Source organism: Marixanthomonas spongiae (assembly GCF_003095375.1).
Lineage (GTDB): Bacteria > Bacteroidota > Bacteroidia > Flavobacteriales > Flavobacteriaceae > Marixanthomonas > Marixanthomonas spongiae.
Window position 1 is genome coordinate 1 of record NZ_QEHR01000006.1, and the last position, 12,229, is coordinate 12,229.

The 12,229-nt window shown below is 40.0% G+C and carries 10 protein-coding genes and 1 tRNA gene; 6 read left to right on the top strand and 5 right to left on the bottom strand.

All coding sequences use genetic code 11. The features are described from left to right. Nucleotides 1–103: 103 nt before the first annotated feature. Nucleotides 104–1,630, bottom strand: coding sequence for a phage integrase SAM-like domain-containing protein (locus DDV96_RS09675; protein ID WP_116694576.1), 1,527 nt, complete (start codon nucleotides 1,628–1,630; stop codon nucleotides 104–106). 139 nt (nucleotides 1,631–1,769) lie between these two features. On the opposite strand from DDV96_RS09675, the gene DDV96_RS09680 reads away from it, so the two are divergent. The 3 genes from DDV96_RS09680 (at nucleotide 1,770) to DDV96_RS09695 (ending at nucleotide 4,670) form a co-directional block, all read left to right on the top strand. Next, nucleotides 1,770–1,841, top strand: a tRNA-Arg gene (locus DDV96_RS09680). Between the two features lie 239 nt (nucleotides 1,842–2,080). Then, nucleotides 2,081–2,302 carry a hypothetical protein gene (locus tag DDV96_RS09685; RefSeq protein WP_116694577.1) on the top strand — a complete coding sequence of 74 codons (222 nt, stop codon included), beginning with the start codon at nucleotides 2,081–2,083 and terminating at the stop codon, nucleotides 2,300–2,302. A 523-nt stretch (nucleotides 2,303–2,825) separates the two neighbouring features. Continuing rightward, the gene (locus DDV96_RS09695; RefSeq protein ID WP_116694578.1) at nucleotides 2,826–4,670 is read left to right on the top strand and encodes a PLP-dependent aminotransferase family protein; all 1,845 of its coding nucleotides are present in this window, start codon (nucleotides 2,826–2,828) and stop codon (nucleotides 4,668–4,670) included. A 68-nt stretch (nucleotides 4,671–4,738) separates the two neighbouring features. On the opposite strand, the gene DDV96_RS09700 is transcribed toward DDV96_RS09695, so the two are convergent. Then, complete coding sequence (locus tag DDV96_RS09700) at nucleotides 4,739–5,689, bottom strand: NAD-dependent epimerase/dehydratase family protein (RefSeq protein ID WP_116694579.1); 951 nt, start codon at nucleotides 5,687–5,689, stop codon at nucleotides 4,739–4,741. Between the two features lie 120 nt (nucleotides 5,690–5,809). Here DDV96_RS09700 and DDV96_RS09705 point away from each other — a divergent pair, with 120 nt between their 5' ends. After that, nucleotides 5,810–6,403, top strand: a complete 594-nt coding sequence (locus DDV96_RS09705; RefSeq protein ID WP_116694580.1) for a hypothetical protein — start codon at nucleotides 5,810–5,812, stop codon at nucleotides 6,401–6,403. A 71-nt stretch (nucleotides 6,404–6,474) separates the two neighbouring features. Next, the gene (locus DDV96_RS09710; protein ID WP_116694581.1) at nucleotides 6,475–8,544 is read left to right on the top strand and encodes a M13 family metallopeptidase; all 2,070 of its coding nucleotides are present in this window, start codon (nucleotides 6,475–6,477) and stop codon (nucleotides 8,542–8,544) included. A 276-nt stretch (nucleotides 8,545–8,820) separates the two neighbouring features. Here the strand turns inward: DDV96_RS09710 and DDV96_RS09715 are convergent, their stop codons facing one another. Genes DDV96_RS09715 through DDV96_RS09725 form a run of 3 tightly spaced genes read right to left on the bottom strand, consistent with a single transcriptional unit; the run spans nucleotide 8,821 to nucleotide 10,903 of the window. Next, a complete protein-coding gene (locus DDV96_RS09715) occupies nucleotides 8,821–9,726 on the bottom strand; it encodes a DMT family transporter (RefSeq protein WP_116694582.1) in 906 nt (301 codons plus the stop codon). Beyond that, on the bottom strand, nucleotides 9,723–10,082 hold the full coding sequence (locus tag DDV96_RS09720; RefSeq protein WP_116694583.1) for an arsenate reductase family protein: 360 nt from the start codon (nucleotides 10,080–10,082) through the stop codon (nucleotides 9,723–9,725). The genes DDV96_RS09715 and DDV96_RS09720 overlap by 4 nt, the downstream gene beginning before the upstream one ends. Before the next feature lie 59 nt (nucleotides 10,083–10,141). Next, on the bottom strand, nucleotides 10,142–10,903 hold the full coding sequence (locus DDV96_RS09725) for a DUF3298 and DUF4163 domain-containing protein (protein ID WP_165805997.1): 762 nt from the start codon (nucleotides 10,901–10,903) through the stop codon (nucleotides 10,142–10,144). A gap of 131 nt (nucleotides 10,904–11,034) precedes the next feature. Here DDV96_RS09725 and DDV96_RS09730 point away from each other — a divergent pair, with 131 nt between their 5' ends. Then, entirely contained in the window at nucleotides 11,035–12,177 is a 1,143-nt protein-coding gene (locus DDV96_RS09730; RefSeq protein ID WP_116694585.1) for a trans-sulfuration enzyme family protein, read from the top strand. Nucleotides 12,178–12,229: the final 52 nt, after the last annotated feature.

The window sequence follows — 12,229 nt, forward strand, 5'->3', positions numbered from 1 at the left end:
GACAATGCCTATAAGGAACTGGGGCATCATTTTAAATCAGTTCCTAACGATCTATGAAAAAAGGGTCAGACTTTAAAAAAGTCCAACCCCTGTTATTTTAAACTTACACACTTAGTGGGATAGTGTCGTTTTTTGAAATTCCCACTTCTTTTTGGAGTTTTTTCAGTTGCCTATTATAGACTATAGACTTTTTATTTATACGACTGTATTGCTTTTCGGAAATTCTTGAAAAATCGTTTTTTTGGCCAATATTGCTAAAATCTTCATTGGGTAAATAATCAAATAAAAATTGGTTTTTGGTGTGGGGGTTTGTTGCCAATTCTTCAAGTTCTTCTCGCTTCTTGTTAAAATATTTTTTTTCCAACTTATCAATTTTTGACTTTACATCCTTGATTACGTGCGGAAGGAATTTTTGAGTTTTAAAAAAAATTTCTTTGGAGATCTCGACTTTGGAATTATTTCCTATCTTACTATAGCCTCTTTCCCTTTTAAATGATTCGAGTTTTATTAGTTCATTTTTGATCTCTTCCAAATTCATGCTGCAAAGTATCTCTTGATACGAGTCGACATAATATTTGCCGTGTAAAACAGGTTTTATTTCTTCAAAAACTTCAATGTAAATTGGCGCATATTTTAAAGGATTGATTCTTTTAAAAAGCCTGTCCTGAGGCTTTCCATCCTCCCGAGGTGGGCTCCAGTCATTAAATTTATTCCTTATAGACTTATAACGTAATCTTTGCTTTTTTTCATAATTAAGGAAAACATCATCAACTTTTGTTTCAAAACATACAAATGGCTCTAATAATTCAAAATGTATGGGCAATAATTTCATAAACATACTATTTTTCGTTTTAAACATAGTATATTTCAAATGTCCGGATGTAAGATTATTGAATCGGAGTAATAGAAGATCTGAAACCCTCATGCCTTTCGAAAATAATTGAAATAAAAACATACTTCTAGTTTTTTCTATTTCCTTTTTAACTGTTTCAAAACTGATAATTTTTTGAATCTCATCTTTTGAAAGTACCTCTTTGATCTTGTTCAGTTGCTTCGGATATTTATAGTTGATAAAGTGATTTGGAACATTATAATAACCTTCTGTTTTTTGCGCCTTTCGGACAACTGAGTTAACAACTTTTAAATAATTTCGACAAGTATTTTGTTCTAGACCATTGTTTCTCATAAATTCAAAGAAAGAGCTAATCATAGCAACATTAAAGTCTTTGAACTTTATGTCACTGTAATTTTCCGAATCTCTAAAGGATTTTAACTTCTTTAGTATTGTGAAATATTTGCTTTTTGTTCCTGGATTTAAGGAAGTAGACTTTAAATAATGATTAAAAAAATGAACCAAAGAAGCTCTTTTACTAGGATCCAGGGGGCCGTGTGATGATTTTATTTCTTTTAATTTTGCTTCTATTTTATTGTTATATAATTTGTAATCAATCTGGTTTGATTTCCTTACTCTCTGAGTACTTTCATTCCAATATTTAATCTTTAATCGTGGTAATCTTAGCGATTCGTATGTCTTTTTCCTATTTTTAATTTTTCTTAAATGAATATGACCCTCATTGTTTATCTTTGAAGGTCTGATAATAAATTTGAAAGAAGTATCATTAAATTTCATTGTAGAACATTTGCAGAACAAATTAAGAAATATATTAGAAATCTAATGAAGTGGTAGTGATTTTATATAATATATTGATATTATGGCGCTGATAGCCTCTGTAAATATAGGTAATAGGCACTTAATTTAGTTGTAAATCGGCCTCGTAGTTCAATGGATAGAATAGAAGTTTCCTAAACTTTAGATCCAAGTTCGATTCTTGGCGAGGCTACGAGAAAAGAAGAGAAGTTTATGCTGAGCCTGTCGAAGTGATTCTTGGCGAGGCTACGAGAAAAGAAGAGAAGCGCTGTATTGAGCCGCTTACTTACGTTGAGCAAGCAGGTGTGGTCGAAATGTTTATGCGGAACACTTCGGGAAATTCCAAATAGGTTTAACTGTTCCCAACTATAACAGTCGGTAAAGAAATTTGTAGATAAAAAAGCTATCTTTGTTGTTATAAAAGTAGGAATTATGAATATAGAAGCCACAAAATTAGAATTAATGCATCTTTTACTGCAAACACAGAAAGAAAGCCTACTAAAAAAACTTAAAACAGTTTTTCAAGAAGAACAAGGGGATTGGTGGAATGAAATGTCTAAAAAAGAGCAAGAAGAAATCAAAACAGGTTTAAATCAAGCAGACAAAGAAGATTATATAGCTAATAAAACTGTGATGAAACGATTTGATAAATAGCACTAAAAATTGTTTGGACACCCCAAGCAGACGAAGGCTTAGATAAGGTTATTGATTTTTTAGAAGAAGAAGGACAGTAATGGAAATTCTAAATTTAGAACAGAATTTACAAGACCTTTTAAATCGTATTCGTAAATATCCAAAAATCTGTCCTCCCACCGGAAAATTTAAAAATGTCCACAAGGATTGATAGATAAAAACAATTATATAATCTACAGAATTCCACCTGAAAAGGAATTGATCGAAATAATTAATTTTAGAGGAACAAAACAAAAACCTCTGGAATAAAAATATTTAAGGTCGCTATAATTGATTTTTTCTTACTTACAAATTTCGATCTGTAAGGATTCTTATTTTTACGAATGTAGCCAAGCAAGTCCAATTTGTGTTTTTTGAATTTTGAGCTTAATCACTCAGCTAAACATAAACAAATACACACCAAACATTTTTCATTAAAAACCTACTACAACACTTTCAAAACAAAGCTAAATACCGTATGTTTCAGCTTATCTAAAAGAAAATTATGAAAGAGAATAAAATGCTACAGTATATAAAAGATGTCTTAGAAAATATGCCAACAGATTGGTTGAAACTCACCACCCATCGACTGGATATTTATAATGAAGAATTAGCTAAAACCCAGTTTTTAGAACAGTTTGAAGCCTTGTTTAATAACAATAATGCTGAAACCTCCAAACTCAGTGCATTACCCACTGCCTACGACTATATTCGGTTAGGGCATCCGTTATCGTGTATATTGGAATGGGCGATAGCCAATATGCATCAACTAAACCCAGAAAAGGTAATCAGTTTTCAATCCAAGACAATTCCTGTTTTGGCCATTCTACGGAAAAATTCATTGGATAATAAGCGTACTCAAATTGTTTACACAGGTAAATTACCTGAAGATTTTGATGCTGAGGTGATTCAGCAGGTTTACGAATATCAATTTGATTTAAGGAAGATAGAAAACGTTTCAGATATTTCAGAATACGATGGTAGTACCATTCTCATTTCAGAAGCTGATAAAATTTCTGCTGGCAACCTACCTTCACAAGTTGACTTTTCCATCAATCTGTATGGACATCTTGGAAGTATTCTTATGGTTAATGGATCGCAAAACGAAAATTACATTTCAGAAATACAGCATGTTCGGCGAAGGGAAACCATTGCCATGACACCAGATAACTGTTATGCTGCCTTACAGTCTTTAGTGGAAGACGCTTCGCTAAAACCTCAAAAAAACACGGTGGAAACCAATAAACGCAGTGTTGTGGAATCCATCCATAACATTGCCGGTACAACCACCAAGGCGCTGGTCGCTTCTTCGGGCTTGTCGATGCAGTATGCGATTATGATGGGGCTTGTGCACGATGCACTGGAAAACCATCAAGGAAAACCCATTAAATTTATTGTCCCTCCCAATTGTTATGGCGGCACAAACGATCAAGCAAGACGTGTAGCCGCCTGCCTTGATACTGTTGAGGTGGTGGATTTGCCGGTGGACGGCGATAACGATATGGTTAAAAGCCTGGATACGGTTTTAACTAAGGTCGCGAACGAAGATGCCGTGCCGTATATAATTGCAGAAATTCCTACAAACCCCAGGGTGGAGGTTCCCAACCTTCAAAAACTGAAAGACGTTTTAAATGCTGAACGCAAAACCGCAACAGGTAAAACGGCGATCGATCCCGTGTTTATTTTAGACCAAACTTTTTGCCCCAATGTTCATTTTCTGGGGAAAGGCGAAATACTCGCAACGGGACGGGCACTTTCGTATGTTAGCGGGTCGAAATTCCCGAGCGGCGGAAAATGTACAGCTGGGTATTGTGTAGGAAATACAAAAACTAATTCGCTATTAGATAAAATTGAAACACATCTAAACCTTTGTGATAACGAAGCTACCGATCTTCAATATGAAATACTCGCAAAACAAATGCCTTCCATGAACCAACGGATCAAGGATGCGTATAAAAACACCCGTGAGTTTGTAACCTTTATCCATGATGTTTTACCAAAAGCAAAGATCAACTTTGTTTCAGACGAACTAGCGCAAAAAGGATTTACACCATCGGTATTTTCGTTGGACCTCCCCACAAAAGGAAATACGGCTGAAGAAAAAGAAGCACATAAACGTGCCTTGAATTTGAAACTGATCAACTTAATGATTACCGAAATTCCTGATGAAAGCAAATTTTGCGTAAGCTACGGGCAGTTAAAAGGCTGTTATTGGACCATCCCCGCAACTTCCACGCAGGGAACGACCAAAGAAGGCGACAAGGATTATATTGTCCGGGTTTCCGTTTCCGGTAATTTAGACCTGGAACGGCATAAAAAGGTGTTTTTGGAGTTTGTTGAGCATATTTAAAGAAAAGATAGATGCAACGCAGCTGCCTTTTTATTTTACATAAAGTCCAATCTTAGATTTTGAATGCGTTACGCGTACTCCCCCTTCAAATTCTCCAACATCTCTTCCGTCATTTCATCTAAGGCGTATCGATGCTGCCAGCCCCAATCGTCGCGGGCTGCGCTGTCGTTGATGCTGCTGGGCCAAGAGTCGGCTATGTCTTGCCTAAAGTCGGGTTGGTAACTTATCTCAAAATTAGGGATGTGTTTTTTAATGCTTTCTGAAATCTCTTCAGGATTAAAGCTCATTGCAGCCAAATTGTAGGAGCTTCGTATTTTAATGTCTGCCTCATCGGCCTCCATAATGCCTACGGTAGCCCTAATGGCATCTTCCATATACATCATGGGCAATGTTGTTTCGGCATTTAAAAAACAGATGTAATTTTGGTGTTTTAAGGCTTTGTGAAAAATATCGATGGCATAATCGGTCGTGCCGCCGCCCGGAAGTGTTTTATAACTCACAATCCCGGGATACCGGATGCTCCGCACATCGACCCCAAAACGTTTGTTGTAGTATTCGCACCACCGTTCGCCGGTTTGTTTGCTAATGCCATATACGGTAGAAGGTTCCATCACGGTGCGTTGCGGGGTGTCTTGCTTTGGAGTGGTAGCGCCAAAAACCGCAATACTGGATGGCCAGAACACTTTATTTACTTTCCCTTCCTTGGCAAGGTTCAATATGTTGAAAAGCGAATCCATATTCAAGTTCCAGGCTTTCATCGGGAATTTCTCGGCAGTGGCCGAAAGCATGGCGGCCATGAGGTACACATCGGTAATTTCATAATTGATCACCACATCTTGCACGGCATCATAATCCATGGCATCCAGCACCTCAAAAGGGCCGCTTTCCATCAATTCGTCGTCTCCTTCGCGTATATCGCTGGCAATCACCTTGTGAGAGCCGTGTTTTTCTCGTAAAAAGTTGGTGAGTTCGGTTCCTATTTGTCCGCAAGCGCCAATAATGAGGATTCTTTTTTTCATACTGAAAAGTTAATGGAGTTTAAACGCTGCAAAGATACTCATTCTACAAAGGACTTCTTTTGCCCGAAACCAACTTAATTTCAACAGAACCCGTATCTTTGTCTCTTGTAGGTAATTGCAATGAATCGAATTTTATTTTTTTTAACAGCAGTTTCTTTAGGAGTGTTTCTGGTTAACTGCGGAAATGAAGAACCCCAAGAAGAACCGGATGTCTTGGAAGAACATGCCGATATCCGTTATGGGAATACCAACTATCCTTTTCCTCAACTTACCGAAAAAGCCCGCACCTTTACCAGCAAATGGGGCGGTTTCGAGGATTTTGAAACCCAAGTAAAATCCATTAACGGAGCCACGGTGGAAGCTTTAAAAAACAACAGCGAACGCTTGGTGGTTTATACCGATTCCATCGCAAAAAAATTACCCGATACCTTAGCCGTGCAGGCTATAGAATCACGGGTCATGGTCGCGAAGACCAGAGCCCATTTATTGGATCAATTGGTGCACCGAACGCGTATCGACTCGGCAACGCTTCAAACCTATATTACCGAGATGAACAATGCCGCCAGCAATTTAATGGTTCAAATCAATGATAAATTCAAAAAAGACGCCATAGACCAACAGCGCATCGATGCTGAGAAAAAAGAAATCGAAAAACAAAAAAAGATTCGCGACTCGATATTTCAGCAAGAATTAAAAGACAAAAACCAAAAATAAGTGTAACAAAACTAAATAGTTGCTACTTATACAATTCAAACTTTAAGAAGTACTAATTCAATAATCACACAATGAAAACAAATTTTGTAGCACCTGTTATTGCTATTGCTGCCCTTGCATTTGCGGTAAGCGCCTGCGATAACAAGGACAAGAAAATGGCTCAGGCCGAAGAAGAAGAGCACGGGATCATACTTGCAAATATGGATACCACCGTGGATCCTAAGGACAATTTTTACAATTACGTGAACGGCACGTGGATGAAAAACACCGAAATACCAGACGATCAAGTGCGTTGGGGCGGTTTTGGCGTGTTGAGAAAGAAAACCGACCACGATATGTTGGCCATTCTTGAAAAAGCCGAGAAAAGCGACAAATATGCCGATGATACCGACCAAGCAAAGGCCTTGATGATCTTTGAATCAAAACTGGATACGGTGGCTCGTAACGAATCTGGGGTAAAGCCATTACAGCCAGCATTAGATAAAATTGCAAGCATTTCTTCGGTAGAAGATTTGCAAAAAGTAATCACCGAAAACGCCACGCTGGTAAGCCAACCGTTTTTTGGCATTGCAGCATTTTCAAACCCAAGCAACAGCGCGATGAACGCAGCCTATATAACGCCGGGCGGGCTTGGTCTTCCAGATCGGGATTACTACACCAATACCGATGCCAAATCTGTTGAAATACGCGAAGAATATGTCAACCACATCACCCGTATGCTTCAATTTTTGGGTGATACCGAGGAAGAAGCACGCAAACAAGCTGAAACCATTTTGGCTTTCGAAACGAAACTGGCTGAACCAAGATTGGACAAGGTGGCGAGTCGTGATTTCAGAAATTTCAACAACCCGCGTTCTATGGAAGCAGTACAGAATATGGTGCCGGCCATTAACTGGGAACAGGCATTAGATGATCTAGGCGTAACCAAAGACGTTGATACTTTAATTGTGATGCAGCCTAAGTATATGGATGTGGTTCAAAAAACCCTTGCAAACGGCGATGTAGATACTTGGAAAACCCAATTACGCTGGGCAACATTAAACAACGCTGCAGGAATGCTCACTACTGAAATTGATAAGGCAAACTGGGACTTTTACAGCAAGTACCTTAACGGAAGCAAAAAGCAAAAACCCGCGGACGAACGGGCGTTGAAAACCGTAAACAATACCGTAGGTGAAGCCGTTGGTAAATTGTACGTAGATGAAATGTTCCCACCAGAAGCGAAGGAAAAAGCTGAAAACATGATAGATAATATCATTGTAGCCTTCAAAGACCGCATCAACAACTTAGAATGGATGAGCGACAGCACCAAAACCAAAGCCATTGAAAAACTGGATAAGTTTACTGTTAAAATCGCCTATCCCGACAAGTGGAAAGATTATTCGAGCATGGAAGTAAAACCGGGCAACAGCTATTATGAAAATATGACTGCTGTTGGCAAGTGGAACCTGGAAGACAACTTGAGTAAAATAAATGAACCTGTGGACCGTACCGAGTGGGGCATGTCGCCACAAACCGTGAACGCGTACTTCAATCCATTTAACAACGAAATCGTGTTCCCAGCGGCGATTTTACAACCACCTTTCTATGATTACAAAGCAGACGAAGCTGTAAATTACGGCGGAATTGGAGCGGTGATCGGTCACGAAATTTCCCATGCTTTTGATGATAGCGGCTCCCGTTTTGACGCCAACGGAAACTTGGTAAACTGGTGGACCGATAAAGACCTGGAAAATTTTACCGAAAGAGGAGATAAACTAGCCGAACAGTACAGCAATATCGAAGTATTGGACAGCGTATTTATCAACGGTAAGTTCACCTTGGGCGAAAACATTGGCGATTTAGGTGGCGTATTGGCTGCCTATGATGGTTTGCAGCGTTTTTACGAAAAGAACGGCCGTCCCGGGAAAATTGATGGCTTTACCCCAGAACAACGCTTTTTTATGAGCTGGGCCACCGTATGGCGCACAAAACAGCGGGAAGAGTCGTTGAGCGAGCAGGTAAAGACCGATCCGCACTCACCAGGACGTTACCGTGCCACACAGCCTTTACAAAATGTGGATGCTTTTTACGAAGCGTTTAATATTAAAGAAGGCGATTCTATGTGGTTAGCGCCAGAGGAGCGTGTGCGCATTTGGTAATTCACATTTTCATAATACAATATAAAAGAGCCTTTCGGGGCTCTTTTTTTTATAACTGTTGTTTACATTTTCAAATAAACACCAAGCCTATTCTCTTTCCGTGAGGAAGTGCTGTGCTCGCCTGACGGTTTGCCATGGGCGTACCCTATTTTGGCTTCTTCCCCTGTCAGGAGAACCTGCCTGAATGCACGGCAGGCAGGGGTGGCTCAAAACGGAGCGAACGGGTCGGAAGAGGTTTTAAGCCCAAAACCTTTCATTAAGTCCTTTACCCTAATTTTAAGCACGTATTTTTTTTCTCTTTTTAGGTTTCCTTGAAGATAGATAAACTCCTAAAAAGATCAATACCGCTGCCACAATTCTTATCGGTGTTAGGGTATCGGCCCCTAACAAAACAGCAAATAACACAGCGAGCACCGGCTGCAGGTAGATAAATGCACCAATGGTCGATGGGCTAAGCTGTTTTAAAGCATAAATATTGAACAAATAAGTTAAAAACGTCGTGCCCACCACTACAAAGGCCAATTTCCAAATGGCGTTAAAGGATAAATTAAACCAATCCACAGCTATAAACTCGGTAAAACCAATGGGAAGGTTGATTATGGTGGCAAGCAGGAAAAACAATTTCATCAAGGTTATGGAACTGTATTTGGCCACCAGCGGTTTCACCAATATCAAATAGACCGAATACGAAGTGGCATTTACAATAAACAACAGATTCCCCAATGGTATGTTGGGCGCATTGGGCTGTACCTTCACCCCAAAAAGAATGAGCACCAAGGCTCCAGCCAATCCCATGCCGATGCCCACGGCTTTACGCACGGTAATACGCTCCTTTAAAAACAAAGCAGAAAGGATAAGCAACAAAACCGGCGAAATAGTGATCACCACCGAGCTATTGATAGGCGTTGACAAGCTGAGGCCCTTAAAAAACATCAACATATTAATCACCATCCCAAAGCAGGCACAGGCAATAATGCGCAGCCAATCGCGCTTCGCTATTTTTTCCGAAGGATAAAAAATACTGATAGCCCAAAACAATACGGCAGCACCGCCCACCCGCAGCACGATAAACCCGTAAGGTTCAATTACGGTTGGCATCAAGCCTTTTGCAATGGTGTGGTTTAGTCCATAAATGGCACTGGCCGCGGTAGCCGCTAACAACGCCAATACCCTACTGTTCATGAGCTGCTGTGGATTGAATTTTTAGCTGCTTCTACCGTTTTTTTACTGTTGCCAATAAAGATTTCGTCATTGTTTACAATAACCGGCCGTTTTAAAAAGGTATAGTGTTCCAGCAACAGGTTTTTAAAGTCCTCTTCCAGCAGTTGCTGTTCTTTTAAATTGCGTTTTTTGTACAATTGCGCCCGCTTGCTGAACAACGCTTCATAACTACCGGCCAGATTATATAGTTCTTCCAGCTCTTTTTCGGTAAGTCCCTCCGTTTTTATGTCCTGAAGTTGAAATGATTGTGGAATTCCAATTTCATTCATAATGCGTTTGCACGTATCGCAACTGCTTAAATAATATATTTTTTTCATCGTTTCTTAAATTTAATTGATCCGCCTTTTTGGTGAACTATTGTTTTCTTCAGAATAACTTATTCAACGGAAAAATCTAAAAATTCCTTGGCTTTTTCCATCGGTATTTCCAGTTCAATAGGGCCGTCGGCATAGCTGGCAATATCGTACTGGTTATAGATTATAATCACGTTGTCTTTGGTGAACCCGATGTTTTCGGGCACGTAAAAAGTGTCGTTTTCAAACCAAAATCCCGTGGCGTTTATCGATTCGTTTTCTGAAATATTATGTTGTTTCCTAAATTCGTTTTCAGCAAATTCCTTAAAAGCTTGCCAATCTTTAAAAAGGTCTTTCTGCTGAAGCAACGCGCCGGTTTTTGGGTCAAAATTGTCAAAAGTGGTACTGCCATAACCGTGGGCGCCACCAGTAAAAGTGTACTGCTGTTCTTCGACCGATAGCAGTTGATCGTTTTCAAAAATGTTGCGCACGTTGATTTCCGAAACGTATTCCCCAACCATATCGGGGAATTGCTCCAAGTCCTTACGGTAAGTGGCCACAAAGTTTCTTGCAGCTTGCTTCATGCCTTTGGCGTTGGGGTCTTCATCGGTTGTTTTCAGCGATGCTATAATGAATTGTTCTATTTCAGCATTGATTTTTTCTGAAACACGTTCCTCGCCTTGTACCGTAAAATAATTGACGGTTATTTCAGGACAGTCGCCATTGTTGCATTCGGCAAGGTCTTTTTCAGTGAAACTTTCCGCAGAAAAAGAAAGTGGCTGTTCTTTTTCACAGCTTGCCAATACCAACAGGCAGAAACAAAAGCCTAAAAATTTGTTGTTCATAGGTTTAAATTTTAATGCATTCATCATCCCAAAGGGAAACTGCTATCTTTGTTTGTAAAAGTAGTAAGTTTTGGGGCGGATGGCACTAAAAATTATATTAAAAGAAAAAGAACAAACTTGAAATAAAGGATATGAAATTCAATACAAAAACAATACACGGGGGGCAAAAAAATACAGACCCGGCTTACGGAGCGGTCATGCCGCCAATCTATCAAACCACTACTTACGCTCAAAAATCGCCTGGCGACCACAAGGGCTTTGAATATTCTCGAAGCGGCAACCCAACGAGAAGTGCTTTGGAACGCGCCATTGCCAGCATAGAAAACGGGAATTACGGCATGGCTTTTGGCAGTGGCCTCGCTGCCATCGATGCCGTTTTGAAATTGCTAAAAGCGGGCGATGAGGTGATTTCCACCAACGACCTGTATGGAGGTTCCTACCGCTTGTTTACCTCTATTTTTGAAGATTTCGGCGTCAAATTCAAATTCATCGGGATGCAACAAGCCAATGCCATTGAAGACCATATAAACGATAAAACAAAACTCATCTGGGTAGAAAGTCCAACCAACCCTATGATGAACATTATCGATATACAAAAAGCAGCAGCGGTGGCAAAAAAGCACAATGTGCTCTTGGCGGTCGACAACACCTTTGCAACGCCATACTTACAGCGTCCGCTTGATTTAGGTGCCGATATCGTGATGCACAGCGCCACTAAATATTTGGGCGGCCACAGTGATGTGGTTTTAGGTGCTTTGGCCGTAAAAGATGAACAACTGGCCAAAAAATTATACTTCATTCAAAAGGCCAGTGGCGGTATTTGCGGGCCACAAGATAGCTTTTTGGTGCTGCGAGGCTTAAAAACATTGCATGTGCGTATGCAACGCCATTGTGAAAATGGCAAAAAAGTAGCCGAATACTTATACGATCATCCAAAAATAGAAAAAGTGTATTGGCCCGGGTTTAAAAACCATCCCAATTACGAGATAGCCAAAGCACAGATGAACGATTTCGGTGGAATGGTTTCGTTTACCACCAAAGGGAATGATTATGAAGAAGCCATTAAAATAGTGGAAAACTTAAAACTATTTACCTTGGCAGAAAGCTTGGGCGGAGTGGAAAGCCTAGCCGGTCACCCTGCAAGTATGACCCATGCCAGTATTCCAAAGAAAGAACGGGAAAAAACCGGGGTGGTCGATTCGTTGATACGGTTGAGCGTCGGCATTGAAGACGCGACCGACCTTATTGCCGATCTTAAACAGGCCATAGGTTGAAACTGTAGCACGAACATAAAAAAACCCGGAAACAGTCTCCGGGTTTTTTGTT